Raw genomic sequence first — 25384 nt, forward strand, 5'->3', positions numbered from 1 at the left:
CCCGGACGCGGACGCCCGGACGCGGACGCCCGGACGCCGACCACGGACGCCGGCGCCGGACGCAAAAGCGTTCGCCAGTAATTTCCGCGGGATGAGATCCTGGATCGCGTATGTCTACGCACCCCGCCCCCGGCGCCTCCGCACCGGGCACCCCCGTCCTCGGCGATCTCGCCTCCCGCCTGACCGAGCTGTCCCTGCGCGACGCGCACCGGCTCGGGCGCAGACTCGAAGGCGCGCGCAGGATCCGCAAGCCCGAGGCCCGGGCCGCCGTTCTCGCCGAGATCGAGACGGAGGCCGCCCGGGCCGAGGAGCGGATGCGCGCGCGCCGCGGGCGGGTGCCCGCCGTCAGCTACCCCGAGCAGCTGCCCGTCAGTCAGAAGAAGGACGACATCGCGGCCGCCATCCGCGATCACCAGGTCGTCATCGTCGCCGGCGAGACCGGGTCCGGGAAGACGACGCAGATCCCGAAGATCTGCCTCGAGCTCGGTCGCGGCGTCAAGGGCATGATCGGGCACACCCAGCCCCGCCGTATCGCCGCCCGTACCGTCGCCGAGCGCGTCGCCGAGGAGCTGGACACCCCGCTCGGCGAGGCCGTCGGCTGGAAGGTGCGGTTCACCGACCAGGTCAACCCGGACGCCACCTTCGTCAAGCTGATGACGGACGGCATCCTGCTCGCCGAGATCCAGACCGACCGCGAGCTGCGCGCCTACGACACGATCATCATCGACGAGGCCCACGAGCGGTCCCTCAACATCGACTTCCTGCTGGGGTATCTGGCACAGCTGCTGCCGAAACGGCCGGACCTGAAGGTCGTGATCACCTCCGCGACCATCGACCCGGAGCGGTTCTCCCGGCACTTCGGGGACGCCCCGATCGTCGAGGTCAGCGGCCGGACCTACCCCGTCGAGGTGCGCTACCGGCCGCTCCTCGAAGAGGAGGGCGAGGACTCCGACCGCGACCAGATCACCGCCATCACCGACGCCGTCGAGGAACTGATGGCCGAGGGCAAGGGCGACATCCTGGTCTTCCTGTCCGGCGAGCGGGAGATCCGGGACACCGCCGACGCGCTGGAGAAGAAGAAGTACCGGTTCACCGAGGTCCTGCCGCTGTACGCCCGGCTCTCGCACGCGGAGCAGCACCGCGTCTTCCAGCAGCACACCGGCCGCAGGATCGTTCTGGCGACCAACGTCGCCGAGACCTCCCTGACCGTCCCGGGCATCAAGTACGTCATCGATCCCGGCTTCGCCCGGATCTCCCGCTACAGCCACCGCACCAAGGTCCAGCGGCTGCCCATCGAGCCGGTCTCCCAGGCCAGCGCCAACCAGCGCAAGGGCCGCTGCGGACGTACCAGCGACGGCATCTGCGTCCGGCTCTACAGCGAGGAGGACTTCGAGGGCCGGCCCGAGTTCACGGACGCCGAGATCCTCCGGACCAACCTCGCCTCCGTCATCCTGCAGATGACCGCCGCCGGCCTCGGCGAGATCGAGAAGTTCCCCTTCATCGACCCGCCGGACCACCGCAACATCCGCGACGGCGTCCAACTCCTCCAGGAACTCGGCGCGTTGGACCCGGAGCAGAAGGACGCCCGCAAGCGGCTCACGCAGCTGGGCCGCAAGCTCGCCCAGCTGCCCGTCGACCCGCGACTGGCCCGGATGGTCCTGGAGGCCGACAAGAACGGCTGCGCCCGCGAGGTCATGGTCATCGCGGCCGCGCTGTCCATCCAGGACCCGCGCGAACGCCCCGCCGACAAGCAGACCCAGGCCGACCAGCAGCACGCCCGGTTCCGGGACGAGACCAGTGACTTCCTCGCCTACCTCAACCTCTGGCGGTACGTGCGCGAGCAGCAGAAGGAGCGCGGGTCCTCGTCCTTCCGCCGCATGTGCAAGCAGGAGTACCTGAACTTCCTGCGCATCCGTGAGTGGCAGGACATCTACACGCAGCTGCGCACCGTCGCCAAGCAGATGGGCGTCCACCTCAACGAGGACGACGCCCCCGCCGACCGCGTCCACGTCTCCCTCCTCGCCGGTCTGCTCTCGCACGTCGGCATGAAGGACGTGAAGGACGGCAACAAGAACGAGTACCTGGGCGCGCGCAACGCCAAGTTCGCGATCTTCCCCGGTTCCGCGCTCTTCAAGAAGCAGCCGCGGTTCCTGATGTCCGCCGAACTGGTGGAGACCTCCCGCCTGTGGGCCCGCGTCAACGCCAAGATCGAGCCCGAGTGGGTCGAGCCGCTCGCCGAGCACCTGATCAAGCGGACGTACAGCGAACCGCACTGGGAGAAGGACCAGGCCGCGGTGATGGCGTACGAGAAGGTCACGCTGTACGGCGTGCCGATCGTCGCCCAGCGGAAGGTGAACTACGGCCGGATCGACCCGGAGACCTCCCGCGAGCTTTTCATCCGCAACGCCCTGGTCGAGGGTGACTGGCGTACGCACCACAAGTTCTTCGCCGACAACCGCAGGCTCCTCAGCGAGGTCGAGGAGCTGGAACACCGGGCCCGGCGCCGGGACATCGTGGTCGACGACGACACGCTGTTCGACTTCTACGAGCAGCGGGTCCCCGAACACGTCGTCTCCGGCGCGCACTTCGACTCCTGGTGGAAGCACAAGCGGCAGGAACAGCCGGATTTCCTCGACTTCGAGCGCGAGATGCTCATCCGGGAGTCGGCGGAGGCGGTCACCAAGGACGACTATCCGGACGCCTGGCGCCAGGGACCGCTGAAGTTCCGGGTGACGTACCAGTTCGAGCCGGGCGCGGACGCCGACGGTGTCACCGTCCACATCCCGCTCCACGTCCTCAACCAGGTCACGGACGAGGGCTTCGACTGGCAGATCCCGGGACTGCGGGAGGAACTCGTCACCGAGCTGATCCGGTCGCTCCCGAAGCCGATCCGCCGCAACTACGTGCCGGCGCCGAACTTCGCCCGGCGGTTCCTGGACACCGCGGTCCCCCTCCAGGAGCCGCTCACCACGACCATGGCCCGCGAGCTCAAGCGCATGGTCGGTGTGCCCTTCGCCACCGACGACTTCGACTGGTCGAGGGTCCCGGAGCATCTGCGCATCACCTTCCGGATCGTCGACGAGCGGCGCCGCAAGCTGGCCGAGGACAAGGATCTGGAAGCGCTGAAGCTCCAGTTGAAGCCGAAGGCGCGCAAGGCCATCTCGCAGGCCGCCGCGGCCACCGCCGAGCGGCAGGGCGGCGAGTCCCTGGAACGCGAGGGGCTCACCGACTGGACGATCGGCTCCCTCACCCGGGTCTTCGAGACGCGCCGGGCCGGGCAGCCGGTGAAGGCGTACCCAGCGCTGGTCGACGACGGACCGACGGCGAACACCGTCTCCGTACGGCTCTTCGACACCGAGGCCGAGCAGGCCGAGGCGATGTGGAAGGGCACCCGGCGGCTGATCCTGCGCAACATCCCGGTCAATCCCACGAAGTTCGCGTCCGAGAAGCTGACCAACCCGCAGAAGCTCGCCCTGTCCGCGAACCCGCACGGGACCATCCAGGCCCTGTTCGACGACTGCGCGATGGCGGCGGCGGACAAGCTGATGGGCGACTTCGGCGGGCCGGCGTGGGACGAGGAGTCCTACCGGAAGCTGTACGAGAAGGTGCGGGCGGAGATCGTCGACACGACGGTCCGCACGGTGGGGCAGGTGCAGCAGGTCCTGGCGGCCTGGCAGGCCTGTGAGCGTCGCCTGAAGGCCGTACGCAGCCCCGCGCTGCTGCCGAACCTGACCGATGTACGCAAGCAGCTGGACGCCCTCGTGAAGCCGGGCTTCGTGACGGAGGCGGGGATACGCCGCCTGCCCGATCTGATGCGCTATCTGGTCGCCGCGGACCGGCGGCTCCAGCAGATGCCGACGAACGTCCAGCGGGACACCGCGCGGATGGAGAAGGTCCACGAGATGCAGGACGAGTACGCGTGGCTGCTGGAGCAGATGCCGCAGGGCCGCCCGGTACCGTCCTCGGTCCTGGGCATCCGCTGGATGATCGAGGAGCTCCGGGTCAGCTATTTCGCGCACGCGTTGGGCACGGCCTACCCCGTCTCCGACAAGCGGATCGTGAAGGCCATCGACGCGGCGGCCCCGTGACCGGACCCGCACGGTGGGTGAGTTCGACCCCGGGCTCACCCTCCTGTAGAGTCTCTTCTCGCAGCGCAACGCACGAATCGCCTGCGAAACCTGGTCCTGTGGAGCAGTTTGGAGTGCTCGCCACCCTGTCAAGGTGGAGGCCGCGGGTTCAAATCCCGTCAGGACCGCAGTAATCGACAGAGCCCGGGTCTTCGGACCCGGGCTCTGTCGCGTTCCGTCCTCCGGCCCGAAGCTCCCGCAGGGGCCCCACGCCGTCTTGACGACGTCTCGTTCCACCGGTACCCAGAGACCAGGGCTCGCTTCCCTGCGGACTCCGGAGGTGGCACATGGCGGCATCGGGCAGGCACGAGACGCGGGCATTGCTGCGGGCGCATCTGGCGGCCGCCTCCTCCTATCGCCATCTGACGCGCCATTGCCCGATCTGCCACCGCCTGCTGCGGCTGGCGATGGATTCCGCCCCGCCGGCCCTCCAGGTCACCCAAGCCCCCCAGACGCCGCGGGCCGCCGCCCGGACGCCGGACCGGGACGTGGACGTCACGGACGAGAGTCCCGCCTCCGCGAGTCCCGCCCCCGCGTGACCGTCGACGGCTCCCGGCCCCACCCACCGCCGAAAGCCGGAACGCGTGCCGCCTCTAGCGCACCTGAGCGAGAGGCGACAAGGACTCTGGCATGTGACGGGAGTCACCGCATGAGTTTTTGAAAGTGCGGTACTTACGCCTCACCTACAACTGGTCAATTTAATATGTGCCATTGCACCAGTCCCAGAAGGTGTCCACGGCGGTTCCGACACCCCTCCCCAGACTCCGACAAGGCCGCGCACAGAGCCGCCCCTCCCGGCACGTTCGGCGCACAAAAAAGATCGCGCTGGACCCGGCGGAGTCCAGCGCGATCTACGACGCACCCTGTGTGTAGTACGGAGAGCCCCCCAAAGGGCTTGGGCGTGGGCCCTGTTGGGGCAGGACCCGCGTCGTTCGGAGCTGTGGTGCGGGCGCCGCGACAAGTGGGGGACCTGTCGGTTTTGCCCGTTTATTCAGTTGTTCAGGCCTCGCTGCGCTGCTGCGGAATACCCGCGAGCAGAGCGCGGACCTCAGCCTCGCGGTAACGGCGGTGCCCGCCGAGCGTGCGGATGGATGTGAGCTTGCCGGCCTTCGCCCACCGCGTGACCGTCTTCGGGTCGACGCGGAACATCGTGGCGACCTCAGCCGGGGTCAGCAGCGGCTCGGCATCAGGGGTGCGAGCGGTCATGAGCGGCCTCCTCGGGAGAACCGAACCTTCTCGGTTCTTTCCTCTAAATTCTGCACCTTGACCCGCGTTGCCCGAAATGGCGGACGCGAGTCGAGTCGGTTATAGGACGAACGGCTTGTCCTCGGCACTACAACTACACCATCCGTCCAGCCGCGTCGGCCAAACCGATGGAATTGCCCCTCCAGGTGTTCATCAGCGACGGAAGCCGATGGACCATGCCATAGCGGACAGTCACGCCACTGTGACGATCAGTCACAGGACGATCAGGAGCCACGAGACCCCCCAAAGCAGTGCAATGCTGAGATTCCGCCCACATCGCGATGCAACAGGACGGAAGGAGTCCTCCCCGGACTCCTTGTCCTATTTTGGCATGAGGAGGGGCAAGGGACGCAAGGGCCGCGTACGTGCGGTCCGTCACCCTTGACACGCTTGGGGACGAACGCCCGGATCGGGACCTACGTCCGTTGTTGACGAAACCTCAGGACTTACGCCGGTCCGAGGACGAAACCTCAAAACCGGCGCCAGGTCAAACGTCAGTTCGTTACCGAACCGAGTTCAGTTCGCCGACCTGCGGTCCCGCACCGACCGCCAGCGCTCCACGAGCCGTGCGTACGCCTCGCCCGCGGCGGCCCCGTCACCGTGCCGCAGCGCCTCGATCCCCTCGGCCACGTCGGCCGCCGAGTGGTCGTCCTCCAGCTCGCCGGCCGGCAGCGCGTGCACCAGGCCGCCGTAGTCCAGCTCCACCAGCGAGCGCGGGTGGAACTCCTCCAGCCAGCGGCCGACGTCGATCAGGCCGTCGATCAGCGGCCCCTCGTCGATGGCGTCCTTGAGCGCCCGCAGGCCCCTGGCCACGCGCCTGCGGGCCTGCACCATGGGGGTGCGGTAGCGCAGCATCGGCGGGATCTCGCCGGAGCCCTTGTCGAACCGCCGCTCCTCGTCGGACACCAGCACGAACCAGTTCAGCGGCACCTGCCAGGTCGCCGTACGGATCCAGGGCCGCGCGTCCGGGTTGCGGGCCAGCCAGCGCTCGTAGTCCTGGGCCGCCTGACGCCGTACGACCGGGGGCAGCACCGCGTCCAGGACGGGTGGCGGCAGCTCCTCGGAGAGCTCGTCCAGGGCCTGCCAGCCGCGCAGCCGGGTGCGCCACGGGCACACGCACACGACTCCGTCCACGTCGAGCACGAAGGCGTCGCCGCTCTCGTGCACCGGCACCGGGATCGGCGGGGTGGGCAGCAGGTCGGCCAGGGAGCGGCGCAGTTCGTCCTGGTAGGAGGGGCGGTCGTGGCGCTGCGCGTAGCGCGCCCAGTGGCCGCGCTCCGGCTCGGGGAAGGCGGCCAGCGGTTCGTACACGCGCAGATAGGCCGCGTACGGGACGATCACGGAGGACACCTTGGGCACGCCTCCTCCCTCCCCCGCCGTCTGCCGGGAAAACCTGCGGAACCCGCACCCGGACGCGCGGGAAATCCATGCAAATCGTCGCACGGGCGTACTCCGGGAGCAGGTGATCCCGGGCACTGCTCGGATGACGGGCCGCGCAGGCTCTAATCTCATGCTCACAGCCCCCGCCATCCTCACGGGAGCTGGCCTCCCGACCGCCGCTACTTACTTCAGGAGTCACCACCGTGACCGACGTAACCGGCGCACCTGCTGATGTACTGCACACCCTGTTCCACTCGGACCAGGGCGGTCATGAGCAAGTCGTGCTCTGCCAGGACCGCGCCAGCGGCCTCAAGGCCGTCATCGCCCTCCACAACACCGCCCTGGGCCCCGCGCTCGGCGGTACGCGCTTCTACCCGTACGCGAGCGAGGCGGAGGCCGTCGCCGACGCGCTGAACCTCGCGCGCGGCATGTCCTACAAGAACGCCATGGCGGGACTGGACCACGGCGGCGGCAAGGCCGTGATCATCGGGGACCCCGAGCGGGACAAGACCGAGGAGCTGCTACTGGCCTACGGCCGGTTCGTGGCCTCGCTCGGCGGGCGGTACGTCACCGCGTGCGACGTCGGGACGTACGTCGCCGACATGGACGTCGTGGCCCGCGAGTGCCGCTGGACGACCGGGCGCTCCCCCGAGAACGGCGGCGCGGGCGACTCCTCCGTGCTCACCGCGTACGGCGTCTACCAGGGCATGCGCGCCTCCGCGCAGCACCTGTGGGGCGACCCGTCACTGCGCGGCCGCACGGTCGGTGTCGCGGGCGTCGGCAAGGTCGGCCGTCACCTGGTGCGGCACCTGCTCGACGAGGGCGCCGAGGTCGTGATCACGGACGTGCGCGCGGAGGCCGTGGTGGGGATCCTCGACGAGCACCCGACGGGCGTGCGCGCCGTGACCGACACCGACGCGCTGATCCGGACCGAGGGGCTGGACATCTACGCCCCCTGCGCCCTGGGCGGGGCGCTGAGCGACGACTCCGTGCCGGTGCTCACCGCCCGGATCGTCTGCGGCGCCGCCAACAACCAGCTCGCCCACCCGGGCGTCGAGAAGGACCTCGCCGACCGCGGGATCCTCTACGCGCCGGACTACGTGGTGAACGCCGGCGGCGTCATCCAGGTCGCCGACGAGCTGCACGGGTTCGACTTCGAGCGGTGCCGGGCGAAGGCGGCGACGATCTACGACACCACGCTCGCCATCTTCGCACGTGCGAAGACGGACGGGATCCCGCCGGCCGCGGCGGCCGACCGGATCGCCGAGCAGCGGATGGCGGAGGGGGCCCGGAGGCGCTGAGAGGCACCTCGCGGGCCGGGCCGGTACCCGTCGGCGCACACGTGGAGAGAACTCTCACGTCCGTCGGCGGGTCGCCTGCCAAGAAGTGGTTAAAATCGCGGTTGACCAGCGGGGACGGGGCTCCCCGAGGGTTCTGGGTCCGGGCACGTCCTGCGGGCGACGTACCGTATGGGCGCGGGCTCAGGTACCGTGGAAGCCCTACGGACCGGTCTCTCCATGGAGAGACCGTTCTAGATCATGAACGCGTGTCAAGACTCTGGGGCCGTCGAGCCCCGTCACCGAGGGGGTCGAGCCATGGGGCGCGGCCGGGCCAAGGCCAAGCAGACGAAGGTCGCCCGCCAGCTGAAGTACAACAGCGGCGGGACAGACCTGTCGCGTCTGGCCAGCGAGCTGGGCGCTTCGACTTCGAGTCAGCCGCCGAATGGCGAGCCGTTCGAGGACGACGACGAGGAAGACGACCCGTACGCCCAGTACGCGGATCTGTACAACGACGACGAGGACGAGGACGACGAGTCCGGTCCTACGTCTCAACGCCGTGGCGCGTGATGTCCGCGGCGGTTTAGCTGTGCCCTACCCGGTCCGGCGCTGACGGCGCCGGACCGGGTTTTGTGCTGCCGTGCTGCCGTGTGCCGTCACGAGGGCCGCGCCCGGCCCCCGCTGCGCGCTCGCCGCAGGGACCGGATCAGGCATGGCTCGGCCAGACATGGCCGGTTCGGCATGGTCGGATCAGGCGTGGTCGCCGACCAGCTCCGCGCCCGTCCCGTGGTCGCCGCGGTCCGTGATCTCGCCGGCCACCCAGGCCTCGACCCCGCGGTCGGCCAGCGTCGCCAGGGCCACGTCCGCCGAGTCCTGCGGCACGATCGCGATCATGCCGACGCCCATGTTCAGGGTCTTCTCCAGCTCCAGCCGCTCGACCTGTCCGGTGGTGCCGACGAGGTCGAACACGGGGGCCGGGGTCCAGGTGGAGCGGTCGACGACGGCGTGCAGCGTGTCAGGGATCACACGGGCCAGGTTGGCGGCGAGTCCGCCCCCCGTGACGTGTGAGAAGGCGTGCACGGCCGTGGTGCGGGTCAGTGCCAGGCAGTCCAGGGAGTAGATCTTGGTCGGCTCCAGGAGCTCCTCGCCCAGCGTGCGGCCGAACTCCTCGATCCGCGCGTCCAGGGACAGGCCGGCCCGGTCCAGCAGGACGTGGCGGACGAGCGAGTACCCGTTCGAGTGAAGACCGGAGGCCGCCATGGCGATGACCACGTCACCCTTACGGATGCGATCCGGGCCCAGCAGGTGGTCGGCCTCCACCACGCCCGTACCGGCGCCGGCCACGTCGAAGTCGTCCGGGCCCAGCAGGCCGGGGTGTTCGGCCGTCTCGCCGCCGACCAGGGCGCAGCCGGCCAGGACACAGCCCTCGGCGATGCCCTTGACGATGGCGGCGACCCGCTCGGGGTGGACCTTGCCGACGCAGATGTAGTCGGTCATGAACAGCGGCTCGGCGCCGCACACCACGATGTCGTCCATGACCATCGCGACCAGGTCGTGGCCGATCGTGTCGTAGACGCCCAGCCGGCGGGCGATGTCGACCTTGGTGCCGACGCCGTCCGTGGCGGAGGCCAGCAGGGGACGCTCGTAGCTCTTGAGGGCGGAGGCGTCGAAGAGGCCGGCGAAACCGCCGAGGCCGCCGAGGACCTCGGGGCGCTGGGTCTTCTTCACCCACTCCTTCATCAGCTCGACGGCGCGGTCGCCCGCGTCGATGTCGACACCTGCGGTCTTGTACGACGCCGCTGCGGAACTGGCGCCGCCTTCGGCACGGGGGGTCTCAGGCATGACGAGGAGAACTTTCGTGTCGTACTGCGGGGAGGGCGGGCTGTCGGACCGGCGTCTACGGGCGACGGATCGCGTCGGACGCGGCCGTGGCGGCGGGCCCTGCGGCCAGCTCGGTCTCCAGGAGCTGCTTGCCGAGCAGCTCGGGGTCCGGCAGCTCCATCGGGTACTCCCCGTCGAAGCAGGCGCGGCACAGGTTCGGCTTGGCGATGGTGGTCGCCTCGATCATGCCGTCGATGGAGATGTAGGCCAGCGAGTCGGCGCCCAGCGAGGTGCCGATCTCGTCGATGGTCATGCCGTTGGCGATCAGCTCGGCGCGGGTGGCGAAATCGATGCCGAAGAAGCACGGCCACTTCACGGGAGGAGAGGAGATCCGGATGTGGACCTCCGCCGCGCCCGCCTCGCGGAGCATGCGCACCAGGGCGCGCTGGGTGTTGCCGCGCACGATCGAGTCGTCCACGACGACCAGCCGCTTGCCCTTGATGACTTCCTTCAGCGGGTTCAGCTTCAGCCGGATGCCGAGCTGCCGGATGGTCTGCGAGGGCTGGATGAACGTCCGCCCGACGTACGCGTTCTTCACCAGGCCGGCGCCGAAGGGGATGCCGGACGCCTCCGCGTAGCCGATGGCGGCCGGGGTGCCGGACTCCGGAGTCGCTATGACCAGGTCGGCGTCGACCGGGGCTTCCTTGGCGAGCTTGCGGCCCATCTCCACGCGGGAGAGGTACACGTTCCGGCCGGCGATGTCGGTGTCCGGGCGGGCCAGGTAGACGTACTCGAAGACGCAGCCCTTGGGCTTCGCTTCCGCGAATCGGGAGGTGCGCAGGCCGTTCTCGTCGATGGCGACGAACTCACCCGGCTCGATCTCGCGGACGTAGGCGGCGCCGCAGATGTCGAGGGCGGCGGACTCGGAGGCGACGACCCAGCCGCGCTCCAGGCGGCCGAGCACCAGCGGACGGATGCCCTGCGGGTCACGGGCGGCGTAGAGGGTGTGCTCGTCCATGAAGACGAGGCTGAAGGCGCCCCGGACCTGCGGGAGGATCCTCGCGGAGGCCTCCTCGATGGTCAGCGGCTTGCCGTCGTCGTCGACCTGGGCCGCGAGCAGCGCGGTGAGCAGGTCGGTGTCGTTGGTGGCCGCGACGCGGGTCGAGCGGCCGTTGGTGTCCTTCGGGAGGTCGGCGACCATCTCGGCGAGCTGCGCCGTGTTGACCAGGTTGCCGTTGTGGCCGAGCGCGATGGAACCGTGCGCGGTGGCGCGGAACGTCGGCTGGGCGTTCTCCCACACGGAGGCGCCGGTGGTCGAGTAGCGGGCGTGTCCGACCGCGATATGACCCTGGAGCGAACCGAGCGAGGCCTCGTCGAAGACCTGGGAGACCAGACCCATGTCCTTGAAGACGAGGATCTTGGAGCCGTTGCTGACCGCGATTCCCGCGGATTCCTGGCCTCGATGCTGGAGGGCGTAGAGCCCGAAGTAAGTGAGCTTGGCGACCTCTTCGCCGGGAGCCCAGACACCGAAGACGCCGCATGCGTCCTGGGGGCCTTTCTCACCGGGGAGCAGATCATGACTGAGTCGACCGTCACCACGTGGCACGCCACCGAGTGTAGGCGAGATCGTGCACTGGTCCGAATTGGGGATACCGGGGACCGGTGGGTCACTCCGCCGCGACAGCGCGGACGATTGTGGCGTTTTGGCTGGTCAACGTGAGGGTTTCTTGATCGACCCGGTAGTTGAGGGTGCTGTTGAAAAGGCCCAGCAGTGCCTTTTCGGTCTTCATGAGTGAGGCGTCGCACATCATTCGGGTGGTGGAGGGGCGGCCCAGGGTGATATGTCCGTCGCGAACCGTGGCGGTGGCGTTGACGTGGTTGCAGCCGAGCCGACCGCCGACCTTGCCGGTCTTCTTGTCGAAGGTGAGGTGCGCCTCGCCCTGCGCGCGTCGGGTCGTGCCGTCCGCCGTGACGCGGTCGATGTTCCAGCGGACGTCGGTGACGGGCCGCTCGGCGCTCACCTCACCGCTGCCCGCCTGTCCGCCGCTGCCCGCCTGCTCGCCGCCGCAGGCCGCCGCGAGCGGAAGGAGGGCCACGGCCGCTGTCATGATCAGTCGCTGCTGTCGCTGCTTCTGCCTGTACATGCCGATTCGACGGAGCGAGCGGGGTGATTGGTTCCGCTCCCGCGGCGTTCGGGTGGCGTCCGGACGGTGACAGGGGCGGCCGGCCGGGACGGTCGAGGGCGTTCAGGGTGGTTCCGGGTGGTTCCGGGTGGTTCAGGCCAGCAGCGGCAGCAGCGCGCCCAGGTCCGCCCGTTCCCCGCTCGCGCTGACCTTCGCCTCCTCGACCGCGTCCGTCCAGCTCACCCGCCCGGTCGCGAGCCGGATCCAGGTCAGCGGGTCGGTCTCGACGACGTTGGGCGGGGTGCCCCGGGTGTGCCGGAGTCCTTCGACGCACTGCACCACGGCGTACGGCGGGATCCGCACCTCGGTGGACCCGCCGGGCGCCTTCGCGGCCAGGGTGTCGGCGAGGAGCCGGGTGGCGGCGGCGAGGGCCTGTCGGTCGTGGGGGATGTCGAGACCGGGCACCGCGGCGTTCAGGTCGTCGGTGTGGACGACGAGTTCGACGGTACGGGTGACCAGGTAGTCGGCGAGCGACAACGCGCCCGCGCTGGTGGCGAGCAGCCTGCCGCCGTCGGGGTGGGCGGCGAGGCGGGCGGTGAAGCGCTGCTCGACGTCGGCGAGGTGCGCGTCGAGGTCCGGGTTCTGTTCGGCGAGCCCGCGGGCGTGGCCGGCGATGGCCGCGGAGTCGGCGCCGATGGCGGCGGGCCAGCCGAGCAGCACACCGTCCTGCCGGGCCGGCTCGGGCTCGTCGAGCAGCCGGTCGACCGCGCCCAGGGCCATCCCGATGTGCGCGACCAGCTCCCGTACCGTCCAGTCCCCGAGCCGGGTGGGCAGGGCCGACTGCTCCGGGGTGAGGGTGCGGACCGCCTCGCGTACGTGGCCGAACTGGGCGAGGACGGCGGTGCGGATCCTGGCGGGGTCGTAGGTGCGCGCGCGCTTCTTGGCCGGGGGCATGGCGGTCAGCCTAGGCGGACCAGGGCATGGTCGCGGAAGCTTCTGCCCGGCCTGTGCGCTTGCGGTCGCTCCGGACGCCGGCGTCTCCCGCTCCGCAGCCCGGCGCGGTCAGGGACGTGAGGGCCGAGGGCCGGGGAACGTCAACGCCCTGCGGTCCTGGCGGACGGGGCGGCATCGGCGGCGTACGCCCCGGAAGAGGAGCTCGATGTGCGGGGCCGCGCGCGGGGACCGGGAGTCGGAGCCGTGGCGCAGGCGCAGGATGCGGACGGCGGGGCAGCCGTCGCACCCGGAGGTGGACCATCGCAGGCCGGTGTCCTCGTACCGGCCCGCTGTGCCCGGAGCGATGGGTGAGTCGGTGGCCTTGGTGAAGCCGGTGTCGCCGACGAAGACGTCCGGGGTGCCCTGGTCGTGGAAGGTCTGGACGTCGGCCCAGCACGCTCGGTCAGGTCGCTGGTGCGCGTCGCCGCCGTCGACGCCTCCGGTGCCGGCGTACACGGCGTCGAACGGGGCGTGCGCCCGGTCGGTGGTCAGCCGCGGGCGCAGCGCTCGGCGCCAGGTGTGCTCGTCGGTCGGGGCGCCACTCCCCTCGTCGGGCCCCCGGAGCCGCTCACGCGCGGGGCGCCTCAGCCGCGCGTACCTGGCAGGCACATACGTGCGGCCGTCGATGTCGCGGGCATCGGCTCACAGCGCCACCCGGCCCCGTCCCACGAGAAGGCCCCGCCACGGCTCTGCAAGCCGTGGCGGGGCCTTCCGTGCCGGAGGACCGCCGTGCGGCCGCCACCCAGGGCCGCCGCAGGACCGTTCTACGCCAGCAGCGCCGGGATCGTCTCCTCGTGGGCCGTGCGCAGCTGCTCCAGGGGGAGGTCGAACTCGCCCTGGAGCTCGACCGTGTCCCCGTCGACGACACCGATGCGGGTGGCGGGCAGTCCCCGGGCGCCGCACATGTCGTTGAAGCGGAGCTCCTCCGAGCGGGGCACGGCGACGACCGCGCGGCCGGCCGACTCCGAGAAGAGGAAGGTGAAGGCGTCGAGGTCGTCCGGTACGACCAGCCGCGCGCCCTTGCCGCCGAGCAGCGCCGACTCCACGACCGCCTGGATCAGGCCGCCGTCGGAGAGGTCGTGCGCGGAGTCGATCATGCCGTCGCGGGAGGCGGAGATCAGGATCTCGGCCAGCAGGCGCTCGCGCTCCAGGTCGACCTTCGGGGGCAGGCCGCCGAGGTGGTCGTGGATCACCTGGGACCAGGCCGAGCCGCCGAACTCCTCACGGGTGTCGCCCAGGAGGTACAGCAGCTGGCCCTCCTCCTGGAAGGCGACCGGGGTGCGGCGGGCCACGTCGTCGATGACGCCCAGCACCGCGACCACCGGGGTGGGGTGGATGGCCACCTCGCCCGTCTGGTTGTAGAGCGAGACGTTGCCGCCGGTCACCGGCGTGCCGAGCTGCTGGCAGGCGTCGGCGAGACCGCGGATGGCCTCCGCGAACTGCCACATCACCGCCGGGTCCTCCGGCGAGCCGAAGTTCAGGCAGTCGGAGACGGCGAGCGGCTTGGCGCCGGTCGTCGCCACGTTGCGGTACGCCTCCGAGAGCGCCAGCTGCGCGCCCGCGTACGGGTCGAGCTTGGCGTACCGGCCGTTGCCGTCGGTCGCGATGGCCACGCCGAGGCCGGTCTCCTCGTCGATGCGGATCATGCCGGAGTCCTCGGGCTGGGCGAGGACGGTGTTGCCCTGCACGAAGTGGTCGTACTGGGACGTGATCCACTTCTTGGAGGCCTGGTTCGGGGAGGACACCAGCTTCAGGACCTGGTCCCTCAGCTCCTCACCGGTGGCCGGCCGGGGCAGCTTGTTCGCGTCGTCGGCCTGGAGGGCGTCCTGCCACTCCGGACGGGCGTACGGGCGCTCGTAGACCGGGCCGTCGTGGGCGACCGTGCGCGGGTCGACGTCGACGATCTTGCCGCCGTGCCAGTAGATCTCCAGGCGGTCGCCGTCGGTCACCTCACCGATGACGGTGGCGATGACGTCCCACTTGTCGCAGATCTCCAGGAAGCGGTCGACCTTCCCGGGCTCGACGACCGCGCACATGCGTTCCTGCGACTCGCTCATGAGGATCTCCTCGGGCGAGAGCGTGGAGTCGCGCAGCGGTACGTCGTCCAGCGTCACGCGCATGCCGCCGGAACCGTTGGAGGCCAGCTCGGACGTGGCGCACGACAGGCCGGCCGCGCCGAGGTCCTGGATGCCGACGACCAGCTTCTCCTTGAACGCCTCCAGGGTGCACTCGATGAGGAGCTTCTCCTGGAAGGGGTCGCCGACCTGGACGGCGGGACGCTTGGAGGGCTTGGCGTCGTCGAAGGTCTCGGAGGCCAGGATGGAGGCGCCGCCGATGCCGTCGCCGCCGGTGCGGGCCCCGTACAGGATGACCTTGTTGCCCGCGCCGGACGCCTTCGCCAGGTGGATGTCCTCGTGCCGCATGACGCCGATGGCGCCGGCGTTGACCAGCGGGTTGCCCTGGTAGCAGGCGTCGAAGACGACCTCGCCGCCGATGTTGGGCAGGCCCAGGCAGTTGCCGTAGCCGCCGATGCCGGCGACGACACCGGGGAGGACCCGCTTGGTGTCGGGGTGGTCGGCCGCGCCGAACCGCAGCGGGTCGACGACGGCGACCGGCCGGGCGCCCATCGCGATGATGTCGCGGACGATGCCGCCGACACCGGTGGCGGCGCCCTGGTAGGGCTCCACGTACGACGGGTGGTTGTGCGACTCCACCTTGAAGGTGACCGCGTACCCCTGGCCGACGTCCACGACGCCCGCGTTCTCGCCGATGCCGACGAGCAGCGCGTCGGACTGCGGGGCCTTCTCGCCGAACTGGCGCAGGTGCACCTTCGACGACTTGTAGGAGCAGTGCTCGGACCACATGACGGAGTACATGGCGAGCTCGGCGCCGGTCGGGCGGCGGCCGAGGATCTCCACCACCCGCTCGTACTCGTCCTTCTTCAGGCCGAGTTCGGCCCAGGGCAGCTCGACGTCGGGGGTCGCGGCCGCGTGCTCGACCGTGTCCAGAGGCGTCCGACTCATACGTTGACCAGCTTCTTGAGGATCGAGGTGAAGAAGGGGAGGCCGTCGGTGCGGCCGGACCCGATGAGGGGTTCGACGGCGTGCTCCGGGTGGGGCATGAGGCCCACGACGTTCCCGGCCTCGTTGCTGATGCCGGCGATGTCGTTGAGCGAGCCGTTGGGGTTGAAGTCCACGTACCGGAACGCGACGCGCCCCTCGGCCTCCAGCTCGTCCAGCGTGCGCTGATCGGCGACGTACCGGCCGTCCATGTTCTTCAGCGGGATGTGGATCTCCTGGCCGGCGGTGTAGTCGCTGGTCCAGGAGGTGTCCGCGTTCTCCACCCGCAGCTTCTGGTCGCGGCAGATGAAGTGGAGGTGGTCGTTGCCGAGCATCGCGCCCGGGAGGAGGTGGGCCTCGGTGAGGATCTGGAAGCCGTTGCAGATGCCGAGGACCGGAAGGCCGGCCTTCGCCTGCTGGATGAGGGGCTCCATCACCGGCGAGAAGCGGGCGATGGCACCGGCGCGCAGATAGTCACCGTAGGAGAAACCGCCGCACAGCACCACGGCGTCGACCTGGTGGAGGTCCTTGTCCTTGTGCCAGAGGGCGACCGGCTCGGCACCCGCGAGGCGGATCGCACGCTGGGTGTCCCGGTCGTCCAGGCTGCCCGGGAAAGTGACGACGCCAATACGAGCGGTCACTTCGCGGCCCCCGCGACTTCCGCAGAGTCCTCGACCTTCACGGTGAAGTCCTCGATCACGGTGTTGGCGAGGAAGGATTCCGCAAGATCGTGGATGCGGGCGAGCGCGGCCGCGTCGACCGGGCCGTCCACTTCCAGTTCGAATCGCTTTCCCTGACGTACGTCCGAGATGCCTTCGAAACCCAGTCGCGGCAGTGCGCGCTGCACCGCCTGGCCCTGGGGGTCGAGGATCTCCGGCTTGAGCATGACGTCGACTACGACGCGTGCCACTGGCACTCCCGGTGTTGTGGTGCTGAGCAGGTTCCTGCGTGTGTCTTCAGACTACCCGCACAAAATTTCTACGCGAGTAGAGTTGGAGGAATCTACGTGACGGCTGTCACGGTCCGGTACCGGTGCGGGTATCGGAGCGGGCGCTTCACGAAAAGTTCAGGGAAAGATCCCGGATCGATGCACCAGATCTATTGCGCCCACCCGTCTGCCCCCACCACCCTTCAATCGAAGTCGCTTCCGCTCTCCCTGGAATCCTGGACACGCGGACATATTTAGTAGAGCTTCACATTGCAATGCCGGGCACTGTACAAATGATTTGGCAATAGCCGATACTTTGCCCATTAACAGGCGGACAGTCGACATCTCCGGACGTCTTGGCACGTCATCGCAGAGGTGTCGCACGAAGGGACCGATATTCGTGGCGCAGAAGGTCGTGGTCACGCTCTTCGACGACATCGACGGCTCGGAAGCGGCGGAAACGATCGCCTTCGGACTCGACGGCAAGTCGTACGAGATCGACCTGAACCGAACCAATGCCAAGCACCTGCGCAAGGCGCTCGCGCCCTACGTGGAGGCCGGCCGCAAGCGGTCGAGGTCGGGCAAGGCGTACCAGCAGACGGAGGTCGCCCCCGACCCGGCGGCCGTCCGGGCCTGGGCACAGGCGAACAAGATGGACGTGCCGGCGCGCGGGCGCATCCCGAAGAAGGTCTACGAGGCGTTCGCCGCCGCGCGGTGACAGCCCGCTCCGGCAGGGGGTCAGGGTCCGTCAGCGGGCCCTGACCCCAACCGACTTGCGTTGCACCCCACCTGGTCAGCTAGAGTCTGGAGCACGCCGAGGGGCGAGGCCGAAAAGCCTGGTCCACGGAGTCACGCGGGTGTAGTTCAGTAGTAGAACATCCCCCTTCCAGGGGGAAGGCGCAGTGTGCAATTCCTGTCACCCGCTCTGCATCGCCGATCCGACCACTCCAGTGGATCAGGTAGGCTGGTGCTCGCGCCGATCGGTGAGAGCCGGTCGGAGGCAATGCGGACGTAGCTCAGCTGGTAGAGCGCAACCTTGCCAAGGTTGAGGTCGCGAGTTCGAACCTCGTCGTCCGCTCGGTGTGAAGGCCCCGGTCCAGTGGACCGGGGCTTTTTCGCGCGCCCTGGGCCAGGGCCGGCCCGGTGGCGCGTCTGACATTTGTCATGTGCGGTGATGACAGCGCGCACTGCCGCCGGGGCCGGACCGCCGGAAGGCTGAGTCCATGGACACGAACGAACACGACCACGTGATTGAGGTCACCGACCTGAGGCGTGTGTACGGGGGCGGGTTCGAGGCGGTGCGCGGCATCACCTTCTCCGTGCGGCGCGGGGAGGTCTTCGCACTGCTCGGCACCAACGGCGCCGGCAAGACCTCGACCGTCGAACTGCTGGAGGGCCTCGCCCGGCCGGCCGGGGGCCGGGTGCGGGTGCTCGGCCACGACCCCTTCGCCGAGCGGGCCGCCGTACGCCCGCGCGTGGGGGTGATGTTGCAGGAGGGCGGCTTCCCGTCGGAGTTGACCGTCGCGGAGACCGCCCGGATGTGGGCGGGCTGCGTGAGCGGGGCGCGCCCGCCGCGGGAGGTGCTGGCGCTGGTCGGACTGGAGCCGCGGGCCGGCGTACGGGTGAAGCAGTTGTCCGGGGGTGAGCGGCGGCGCCTGGACCTGGCGACGGCTCTGCTCGGCCGGCCCGAGGTGCTGTTCCTGGACGAACCGACGACCGGCCTGGACGCCGAAGGGCGCGGGGAGACCTGGGAGTCGGTGCGCGCGCTGCGTGACGCCGGGACGACCGTGCTGCTGACCACGCACTACCTCGAGGAGGCCGAGGATCTCGCCGACCGGCTGGCGATCCTCCACCAGGGGCGGATCGCGGCCACCGGGACACCGGCCGAGGTGACCGCCGCGCAGCCGTCCCGGATCTCCTTCGAACTGCCCCGGGACCACTTCGTGGGAGACCTGCCGCCGCTCGCCGAACCGGGGGTGTGCGGCCACGAGGTCGACGGGCGGTCCGTACGGTTGCGGACCCGGGAACTCCAGCGGGCGGCCGCCGGACTCCTGGCGTGGGCCGCGGAGGCGGGGGTGGAGCTGCGCCGGCTCGATGTGCGGTCGGCCTCGCTGGAGGAGGCGTTCCTGGAGATCGCGCGGGGGGCGGCCGACGGAGGCACTCGGGACGCGTCCGGGTCCTCCGAGGCGATGTCCGATTCTTTCGCGGCTGATCAGGAGCGTGTGGCATGAGCGGGGCCGTCACCACTCCGGCGGGGCGGGTGGTGGCCCTCGCCAGGGCCGAGCTGACCCTGTTCGGGCGCAGCAAGGGCATGATCGTCGCGGCCGTGTTCGTGCCGTTGGCCCTGCCGTTCACCACGCGGTCGCTGATCGCGGACATGGACCTCGGGGACTCCGGGCTGAGCATCGGGCTGGTCCTGCTGCCGGGCGCGATCGGCCTCTCCCTGCTGTTCGCCGTGTACTCGGCACTCGTCGGCGTGCTCGTCGGGCGGCGCGAGGAACTCGTCCTCAAACGGCTGCGCACCGGTGAGCTGCGGGACCGGGAGATCCTGGCCGGGGCCGCGCTGCCGTCCGTCGGCACGGGGCTGGTCCAGTCGCTGATCCTGGCGGCGGGTTGCGCCGTCCTGCTCGACGTACCGGCGCCCCGGGCCCCCCATCTCGCCGTCATGGGGCTGCTGTTGGGGGTGGTGATGTGCGCGAGTCTGGGCGCCGTCACGGCGAGCTTCACCCGCACCGTGGAGAGCGCGCAGGTCACCTCGCTGCCGATGACGATGGTCTCGATGGCGGGCTCCGGGATCGCCGTACCGCTGGAGCTGCTGCCCGACCGGGTGGCGACGGTGCTCGAACTGCTGCCGCTCACACCGGTGATCACGCTGATCCGCGCGGGCTGGACGGGTGACCTCTCGGTCCACGAGACGGTCGGTCCGGTGCTGACCGCCCTGGCCTGGACCGCGCTCGGCGTGTTTGCTGTACGGCGGTGGTTCCGGTGGGAGCCGAGGCACTGACGGACGGCACGGACGGGGACGGTGGCACGGAGATGCGCGGGCCGGGCGGCTGGTGGCGGGGTAAGACCACGCCGGCGAAGGTGGAGACGTACACGCGATGGTCGTTCCACTCCTTCGCGGTCCTGGAGGCGGCGGCGGTCTGGCTGACGGTGCTGGGCCTGGTGCGAGGGGGAGTCGCGGTCCTGCTGGCCGTGTCGGCCGGCGCGCACAGCGTGCTCTGCGCGGTGACCGCGTCCCGGGCGCTGGACTGGACGCGCGGCCGTCGCGCCCAGCCCGTACGGCTGCTGTGGCTGCTGGCCGGCGTCACCGCGGTGGTCGCGGTCGGCGCGCTCGCCATCGCGCGACACGGGCCCGAGGGCGAGGGTGTCGACACCGCGGCGGGCGCGCTCCACGGTCTGACGCTGACCTTCGGCGCCGGCTTCGTCTCGCTCGGAGTACGCACCCGGCGACGTGTGTACGCGCTGGTCGGAGGTATCGCGGCGGGCTCCGCGTGCGTGGCGTTCCCGATGGGGCTGCCCGCTCCCGCCGCCCTCGTCACCGCGCTGATGGTGCTGCTCGGCGCCGGCGGTCTGGCCTTCACCGCCGTCTTCTCCGTCTGGCTCCTCGACGCCGTCTACGAACTCGACGCGGCCCGCGAGACCCGGGCCCGGCTCGCCGTCGCCGAGGAACGGCTGCGGTTCGGACGGGACCTGCACGACGTGATGGGGCGCAACCTGGCCGTGATCGCGCTGAAGAGCGAGCTGGCCGTACAACTGGCGCGGCGCGGGCGCGCGGAGGCCGTGGAGCAGATGATCGAGGTGCAGCGCATAGCGCGGGAGTCGCAGCGTGAGGTGCGGGATGTCGTCCGGGGGTACCGGGAGGCCGACCTGGAGACCGAACTCGCCGGTGCACAGGGGGTGTTGACGGCGGCGGGGATCCGGTGCGAGGTGACGGCCGCCGGCGCTGCGGGGGGTCCGGCCGCGGGGCCGCGACGCGAGGTGTCCGGTGGCGGGGCTTCCGGACTGCCGGCCGAGGTGCAGTCGGCGCTCGGATGGGTGGTGCGGGAGGCCACGACCAACGTGCTGCGGCACGGGGACGCCGAGTGGTGCGCGGTGGCCGTGCGGCGGTCGGAGGGGAGGGTGGTGCTGACGGTGGAGAACGACGGGGCGCGGACCTCCGGGGCAGCCTCAAGGACCTCCGACGGAGCCTCCGGAGAGGCCGTCGGTACATTTTCTGGGGACTGTCCTGAGGCCCCCGGTGCCGGTGCGAGCGGCGGGTCGGGGCTGGCAGGGCTGCGGGAGCGGCTGGCCGCGGTGAACGGGACGTTGGAGGCGGGTTTCGCCGAAGGGGACGTCTTCCGGGTGGTGGCGGAGGTGCCGTTGAGACCGGGGGCGGGACGGGCGGGGGTGGTCGGGTCTGCCGGGTCTGCCGGGTCGTGGGGTGTCGGGTCTGCGGCGGGTGTCGGGCCGGTGGAGGTCTTCGGTGGTGCGGGGGGTGTCGGGCCGGTGGAGGTCTTCGGTGGTGCGGGGGGTGTCGGGCCGGTGGAGGTCTTCGGTGGTGCGGGGGGTGTCGGGCCGGTGGAGGTCTTCGGTGGTGCGGGGGGTGTCGGGCCGGTGGGGACGGTCGGGCCGGTGGGGGTCGCCGGTGATGCAGAGGTTGTCGGTTCTGAGAAGGTTTTCGGTCTCGAAGAGGTTGTCGGTCTCACAGAGGTTGTCGGTCCCGCAGAGGCGAGTGTGAGTGACAGGAAGAGGGCGGGTGACGGAATGGCTGTCGGGGACGCGACTGGCGTGGGGGGCGGGACCGCCTCAGGAGGGGCGACCGCCGTACGTGATTCTGCGGTCGTACGTGATTCTGCGGTCGTGGGTGACGCGGCGGTCGTGGGCGGCCCGGCAGACGCGGTCGGCACGGCACACCAGAGCGGCACGACGGCCGTCGGTCGCACGGCGGGTGCGGAGGAAAGGGGCGGCTCGTGACGGTTCCCGTGCGGCTTCTGCTCGCTGATGACGAGCATCTGATCCGGGGGGCGCTGGCCGCGCTGCTGTCACTGGAGGACGATCTGCTGGTCGTGGCCGAGGCGGCGACGGGGCCGGAGGCCCTGGCCATGGCGCGGGCCCACGCGCCCGACGTCGCGGTACTCGATCTTCAGATGCCCGGCGCGGACGGTGTGAAGGTCGCCACATCCTTGCGGGCCGAGCTGCCCGGCTGCCGGGTGCTGATCGTGACCAGTCACGGGCGGCCGGGGCATCTGAAACGGGCCCTGGAGGCGGGTGTGCGGGGGTTCGTCCCGAAGACCGTCAGCGCGCAGCGGCTCGCGGAGATCATCCGCACGGTGTACGACGGAAACCGCTATGTCGACCCCGAGTTGGCCGCCGACGCGATCTCGGCCGGAGACTCACCGCTGACCGTGCGGGAGGCGGAGGTGCTGGAGCTGGCCGCCGACGGGGCGCCCGTCGCGGAGATCGCCGAGCGGGCCGCGCTGTCGCAGGGGACCGTACGGAACTATCTGTCGTCGGCCGTTTCCAAGCTCGGGGCGGAGAACCGGCACACGGCCGTGCGGCTCGCGCGGGAGCGAGGTTGGGTATAGTTGCTCTCGCGCTGCGGCGCACTGCGGACGTAGCTCAGCTGGTAGAGCGCAACCTTGCCAAGGTTGAGGTCGCGAGTTCGAACCTCGTCGTCCGCTCGTGTGAGAAGACCCCGGTCCGGTGGACCGGGGTCTTCTCGTGTCACTGGTGCCGCGGCCCTAGTGCCGCGGCAGGCATCGTTTGCCCGTCAAGGAGCGGCGTCCGGTGCGTGCTCTCGGCGTGCCGGCCGGAAGCCCTCGTACTGGATGTACTCGGGCTTTCGGCCGGTGCGGCGAGAGGGCGTGCCGGGCGTCGCGACGGGGCGAACGTTGCCTGGCACGGCACTAGCTCCAGCTGGTGCCCGTCAGGCGCTCGTACGCCTCCACGTACCTGGCGCTGGTCGCCTCCACCACGCGGTCCGGCAGCGGCGGCGGGGGCTGCTCGCTCCCCCGGTCCCAGCCCGACTCGGCAGAGGTCAGCCAGTCGCGGACGTACTGCTTGTCGTACGACGGCTGCGCGCGGCCCGGCTGCCACTGGTCGGCCGGCCAGAAGCGGGACGAGTCCGGGGTGAGGACCTCGTCGGCGATGACGAGCGTCTCCCCCTCGAAGCCGAACTCGAACTTCGTGTCCGCGAGGATGATCCCGCGGTCCCGGGCGATGTCCCGCGCCCGGCCGTACACGGCGAGGGTGGCCTGGCGCAGCTGGGCGGCGGTCTCGGCGCCGACCTGCCGGGCGACCTCCTCGTACGACACGTTCTCGTCGTGCTCGCCGACCGCGGCCTTGGTGGCCGGGGTGAAGATCGGGCCGGGCAGTTCCGAGCCGTCCACCAGGCCCTCGGGGAGGGCGAGGCCGCAGACCGTGCGGGACTCCCGGTACTCGGCCAGGCCGGAGCCGGTGAGGTAGCCGCGGGCCACGCACTCGACCGGGACCATCTGGAGCGACTTGCAGACCAGGGTGCGGCCGGCCCAGTCGGCGGGCGCCCCGGCGGGCAGTTCGGTGCTCACGACGTGGTGGGGGACCAGGTCGGCGAGCCGGTCGAACCACCACAGGGACAGCTGCGTGAGGACGCGGCCCTTGTCGGGGATCTCGGTCGGCAGCACCCAGTCGTACGCCGAGATGCGGTCGCTGGCGACCATCACGAGGTCGCCCGCCTCGTTCTGGTACAGGTCGCGCACCTTGCCGGTGTGCAGATGCACCAGGCCCGGAACCTGAAGCGGCTCGGGCTTTTCGACGAATCCGGACACGGTTCCTCCCCGTGGTGATGTCCAAGTGACTCGATTCTCCCGCATGGGGGTCAAGGCCCGGACAGGGGGACCGGTGAGTGGGCGGTCAGTCGCGTTTGCAGATGCGGTCCAGGAGATTCGCGGTGGCTCGCTGGACCCGCTGGTCGACGTGGTCCGGGCGGTCCAGGGCCGGGGACCACGCGAACGTCCCGGATGCGAAGACGAGGGCGCCGGAGGGAGCCCGGTGGAGAGAGGTCTCCTGGTGCCGGAGGGTTCCCTCGGCGTCGGTGTACGGGGAGTGGGCGAGCAGGATGCGCTCGTCGTGGTCGGGCAGCGGCGCGCGGGGGAAGTAGCGGTCGGCCTCGCCCGCGACCAGACCCTCGATCTCGTCGCCCTCGTGCGCGCCGGTCGCCTCCCACAGCCAGTGGTCCGCGTTGCGGACGATCAGCGGAGCGGGCTCGGGGACGGGGCCGGCGTACTGGATGCCGATCAGTTGCTGCTCGGGCCGGTCGATCTCGCGCCACAGCACGGGTTTGCCCGGCCCTCGGCGCTTGCGGCAGGTGAGCAGGCGGTCGGGGACGCCGAACGGGGAGGCACTCAGCTCCACCTGCCAGTACATGGTGTTGGCGGAGAGGAAGACCAGGGACGTGCCGTGGTCGCGGGCCCGCTCGACGGTGTGGCGCATGGCCGGCGACCAGTACTCGTCGTGGCCGGGGAAGACCAGGCCGCGGTAGCGGGTGGGGGCGACGTGGCCGCCGTGCAGGTCGCGGGCGTCGGCGTAGGCGAGGTCGTAGCCATAGCGCTCGGCCCAGCGGATGAAGTCGTAGGCGTGGCCGACGTGGAGGGGGAGGCCGGCGCCCGCGTACGGGCGGTCGAAGGAGACCGTCGTCGCCGCCTGGGACTCGCCGAGCAGCCGGCCCTCCTCGTCCCAGGCGTGGTAGAGGCTGGCGCCGGTGCGGCCGTCCTCCGGGTAGAGGTTGTAGGCCTGCCAGGTGACGTCGGGCAGGACCAGGAGCAGGTCCGCGGGCTGGTCGTCGCGGATGGTGAAGGGGATGTGCGAGCGGTAGCCGTCGACGGTGGTGAGGACGGCGACGTACGCCCCGGCGCTCCAGTACGACGGCACCTGTAGCCGCCAGGACAGCCACCAGTGGTGGCAGGAGACCGTGCGGTCGGCGGTGAGGGGCGGCGGCTGGACGATCCCGGACAGCCGGGGGCTGGTGGTGATCTTGGCTGCGCCGTCACCCCCGTAGTGGCCGATGCGGTAGATGTCGACGCCGAACTCCTGCGGCGGGTCGACGGTGACGTGGAAGTCCACGGCCTCGCCGGGGGCGACCGCGCCGGTGGAGGCGAAGCCCTTGATCTGGCGGTGGACGTCGTCGGCGGAGCGGGGGCCTCCGGTGGACCGGGGGGCGGGGACGCGGTGCCGGTCGGTGCGGTTGCCCGTGCCGGGGGGCGGCTGCTGGGCCGGGTCCACGTACCAGGGGACCATCTGGCCGGTGTCGTCGAAGTACGTCACGTTGCCGCGGAGCCAGGGAACGGGGCCCTGGCCGAAGGGATCCGTCACGGCGTGCGCGAGTGCTCCCGACTCCCAGCGGCGGATCTGCTTGGGTCCCGCCTTCGGTGCCATGGTCGCTGCCCTCCCTCGTGCCCCCGTATGCGGTGTG

General features: G+C 70.6%; 20 protein-coding genes, 4 tRNA genes and 1 pseudogene. 13 read left to right on the plus strand and 12 right to left on the minus strand.

Annotated elements, in window-relative coordinates:
• Window positions 1–110 precede the first annotated feature (110 nt).
• The 3 genes from hrpA to QQS16_RS20745 all read left to right on the plus strand — a co-directional run bounded on the left by hrpA (window position 111) and on the right by QQS16_RS20745 (window position 4666).
• Window positions 111–4088, plus strand: coding sequence for an ATP-dependent RNA helicase HrpA (gene hrpA / locus QQS16_RS20735; RefSeq protein ID WP_286063328.1), 3978 nt, complete (start codon window positions 111–113; stop codon window positions 4086–4088).
• A gap of 92 nt (window positions 4089–4180) precedes the next feature.
• Window positions 4181–4255, plus strand: a tRNA-Asp gene (locus QQS16_RS20740).
• Window positions 4256–4414: 159 nt separating this feature from the next.
• Entirely contained in the window at window positions 4415–4666 is a 252-nt protein-coding gene (locus QQS16_RS20745; protein WP_286063329.1) for a DUF6274 family protein, read from the plus strand.
• A gap of 460 nt (window positions 4667–5126) precedes the next feature.
• Here QQS16_RS20745 and bldC read toward each other — a convergent pair whose 3' ends face one another.
• Together bldC and QQS16_RS20755 are read right to left on the minus strand one after the other, a co-directional pair.
• Window positions 5127–5333 (minus strand): developmental transcriptional regulator BldC, encoded by a 207-nt coding sequence (gene bldC, locus QQS16_RS20750; protein WP_003949541.1) that lies wholly within the window; start codon window positions 5331–5333, stop codon window positions 5127–5129.
• A gap of 555 nt (window positions 5334–5888) precedes the next feature.
• Window positions 5889–6731 (minus strand): DUF8083 family protein, encoded by an 843-nt coding sequence (locus QQS16_RS20755; RefSeq protein ID WP_286063330.1) that lies wholly within the window; start codon window positions 6729–6731, stop codon window positions 5889–5891.
• Window positions 6732–6955: 224 nt separating this feature from the next.
• On the opposite strand from QQS16_RS20755, the gene QQS16_RS20760 reads away from it, so the two are divergent.
• Together QQS16_RS20760 and QQS16_RS20765 are read left to right on the plus strand one after the other, a co-directional pair.
• Window positions 6956–8053: a Leu/Phe/Val dehydrogenase gene (locus QQS16_RS20760; RefSeq protein WP_286063331.1), complete on the plus strand. Its 1098-nt coding sequence runs from the start codon at window positions 6956–6958 to the stop codon at window positions 8051–8053.
• A 294-nt stretch (window positions 8054–8347) separates the two neighbouring features.
• On the plus strand, window positions 8348–8599 hold the full coding sequence (locus QQS16_RS20765) for a DUF3073 domain-containing protein (RefSeq protein WP_286063332.1): 252 nt from the start codon (window positions 8348–8350) through the stop codon (window positions 8597–8599).
• A gap of 180 nt (window positions 8600–8779) precedes the next feature.
• Here the strand turns inward: QQS16_RS20765 and purM are convergent, their stop codons facing one another.
• From purM to purS, 8 genes are all read right to left on the minus strand, one after another.
• Window positions 8780–9871 (minus strand): phosphoribosylformylglycinamidine cyclo-ligase, encoded by a 1092-nt coding sequence (purM, locus tag QQS16_RS20770; protein ID WP_286063333.1) that lies wholly within the window; start codon window positions 9869–9871, stop codon window positions 8780–8782.
• Window positions 9872–9926: 55 nt separating this feature from the next.
• The gene (gene purF / locus QQS16_RS20775) at window positions 9927–11456 is read right to left on the minus strand and encodes an amidophosphoribosyltransferase (protein ID WP_286063334.1); all 1530 of its coding nucleotides are present in this window, start codon (window positions 11454–11456) and stop codon (window positions 9927–9929) included.
• A 61-nt stretch (window positions 11457–11517) separates the two neighbouring features.
• Window positions 11518–11958, minus strand: a complete 441-nt coding sequence (locus QQS16_RS20780) for an META domain-containing protein (protein ID WP_502963816.1) — start codon at window positions 11956–11958, stop codon at window positions 11518–11520.
• 168 nt (window positions 11959–12126) lie between these two features.
• Window positions 12127–12927: a maleylpyruvate isomerase family mycothiol-dependent enzyme gene (locus tag QQS16_RS20785; RefSeq protein ID WP_286063336.1), complete on the minus strand. Its 801-nt coding sequence runs from the start codon at window positions 12925–12927 to the stop codon at window positions 12127–12129.
• 108 nt (window positions 12928–13035) lie between these two features.
• Window positions 13036–13575, minus strand: a complete 540-nt coding sequence (locus QQS16_RS20790; protein ID WP_286063337.1) for a hypothetical protein — start codon at window positions 13573–13575, stop codon at window positions 13036–13038.
• 155 nt (window positions 13576–13730) lie between these two features.
• Window positions 13731–15989, minus strand: a complete 2259-nt coding sequence (gene purL, locus QQS16_RS20795) for a phosphoribosylformylglycinamidine synthase subunit PurL (protein ID WP_286063339.1) — start codon at window positions 15987–15989, stop codon at window positions 13731–13733.
• Window positions 15986–16666 (minus strand): phosphoribosylformylglycinamidine synthase subunit PurQ, encoded by a 681-nt coding sequence (gene purQ, locus QQS16_RS20800; RefSeq protein WP_286063340.1) that lies wholly within the window; start codon window positions 16664–16666, stop codon window positions 15986–15988. Before purQ ends, purL begins: the two co-directional genes overlap by 4 nt.
• Window positions 16663–16935 (minus strand): phosphoribosylformylglycinamidine synthase subunit PurS, encoded by a 273-nt coding sequence (gene purS / locus QQS16_RS20805; RefSeq protein WP_286063342.1) that lies wholly within the window; start codon window positions 16933–16935, stop codon window positions 16663–16665. The genes purQ and purS overlap by 4 nt, the downstream gene beginning before the upstream one ends.
• Window positions 16936–17353: 418 nt before the next feature.
• On the opposite strand from purS, the gene QQS16_RS20810 reads away from it, so the two are divergent.
• From QQS16_RS20810 to QQS16_RS20845, 8 genes and pseudogenes are all read left to right on the plus strand, one after another.
• Window positions 17354–17671 (plus strand): histone-like nucleoid-structuring protein Lsr2, encoded by a 318-nt coding sequence (locus QQS16_RS20810; protein WP_286063343.1) that lies wholly within the window; start codon window positions 17354–17356, stop codon window positions 17669–17671.
• 135 nt (window positions 17672–17806) lie between these two features.
• Window positions 17807–17878, plus strand: a tRNA-Gly gene (locus QQS16_RS20815).
• Between the two features lie 80 nt (window positions 17879–17958).
• Window positions 17959–18031: transfer RNA gene (locus tag QQS16_RS20820), tRNA-Gly, on the plus strand.
• Between the two features lie 145 nt (window positions 18032–18176).
• Window positions 18177–19184, plus strand: a complete 1008-nt coding sequence (locus QQS16_RS20825; protein WP_286063344.1) for an ABC transporter ATP-binding protein — start codon at window positions 18177–18179, stop codon at window positions 19182–19184.
• Window positions 19181–19957: an ABC transporter permease gene (locus tag QQS16_RS20830; RefSeq protein WP_286063345.1), complete on the plus strand. Its 777-nt coding sequence runs from the start codon at window positions 19181–19183 to the stop codon at window positions 19955–19957. The genes QQS16_RS20825 and QQS16_RS20830 overlap by 4 nt, the downstream gene beginning before the upstream one ends.
• Window positions 19958–19989: 32 nt before the next feature.
• Window positions 19990–21348, plus strand: a pseudogene (locus QQS16_RS20835) (sensor histidine kinase); the annotation flags it as partial.
• 557 nt (window positions 21349–21905) lie between these two features.
• Window positions 21906–22520 carry a response regulator transcription factor gene (locus QQS16_RS20840; RefSeq protein WP_286063346.1) on the plus strand — a complete coding sequence of 205 codons (615 nt, stop codon included), beginning with the start codon at window positions 21906–21908 and terminating at the stop codon, window positions 22518–22520.
• Between the two features lie 23 nt (window positions 22521–22543).
• A tRNA-Gly gene (locus tag QQS16_RS20845) sits at window positions 22544–22616 on the plus strand.
• A gap of 225 nt (window positions 22617–22841) precedes the next feature.
• Here QQS16_RS20845 and QQS16_RS20850 read toward each other — a convergent pair.
• Both QQS16_RS20850 and QQS16_RS20855 read right to left on the minus strand, forming a co-directional pair.
• A complete protein-coding gene (locus tag QQS16_RS20850; protein WP_286063347.1) occupies window positions 22842–23741 on the minus strand; it encodes a phosphoribosylaminoimidazolesuccinocarboxamide synthase in 900 nt (299 codons plus the stop codon).
• A gap of 85 nt (window positions 23742–23826) precedes the next feature.
• A complete protein-coding gene (locus QQS16_RS20855) occupies window positions 23827–25347 on the minus strand; it encodes a N,N-dimethylformamidase beta subunit family domain-containing protein (protein ID WP_286063348.1) in 1521 nt (506 codons plus the stop codon).
• Between the last annotated feature and the right edge of the window lie 37 nt (window positions 25348–25384).

The organism is Streptomyces sp. ALI-76-A (genome assembly GCF_030287445.1).
Lineage (GTDB): Bacteria > Actinomycetota > Actinomycetes > Streptomycetales > Streptomycetaceae > Streptomyces.

What these genes read in the sequence shown, in the direction of transcription:
- QQS16_RS20855 (WP_286063348.1), bottom strand. Translation starts at nt 25,347, where the DNA reads ATGGCACCGAAGGCGGGACCCAAGCAGATCCGCCGCTGGGAGTCGGGA.
- QQS16_RS20745 (WP_286063329.1), top strand. Translation starts at nt 4,415, where the DNA reads ATGGCGGCATCGGGCAGGCACGAGACGCGGGCATTGCTGCGGGCGCAT.
- purL (WP_286063339.1), bottom strand. Translation starts at nt 15,989, where the DNA reads ATGAGTCGGACGCCTCTGGACACGGTCGAGCACGCGGCCGCGACCCCC.
- bldC (WP_003949541.1), bottom strand. Translation starts at nt 5,333, where the DNA reads ATGACCGCTCGCACCCCTGATGCCGAGCCGCTGCTGACCCCGGCTGAG.
- QQS16_RS20780 (WP_502963816.1), bottom strand. Translation starts at nt 11,958, where the DNA reads ATGACAGCGGCCGTGGCCCTCCTTCCGCTCGCGGCGGCCTGCGGCGGC.
- QQS16_RS20785 (WP_286063336.1), bottom strand. Translation starts at nt 12,927, where the DNA reads ATGCCCCCGGCCAAGAAGCGCGCGCGCACCTACGACCCCGCCAGGATC.
- QQS16_RS20765 (WP_286063332.1), top strand. Translation starts at nt 8,348, where the DNA reads ATGGGGCGCGGCCGGGCCAAGGCCAAGCAGACGAAGGTCGCCCGCCAG.
- hrpA (WP_286063328.1), top strand. Translation starts at nt 111, where the DNA reads ATGTCTACGCACCCCGCCCCCGGCGCCTCCGCACCGGGCACCCCCGTC.
- QQS16_RS20830 (WP_286063345.1), top strand. Translation starts at nt 19,181, where the DNA reads ATGAGCGGGGCCGTCACCACTCCGGCGGGGCGGGTGGTGGCCCTCGCC.
- purM (WP_286063333.1), bottom strand. Translation starts at nt 9,871, where the DNA reads ATGCCTGAGACCCCCCGTGCCGAAGGCGGCGCCAGTTCCGCAGCGGCG.
- QQS16_RS20825 (WP_286063344.1), top strand. Translation starts at nt 18,177, where the DNA reads ATGGACACGAACGAACACGACCACGTGATTGAGGTCACCGACCTGAGG.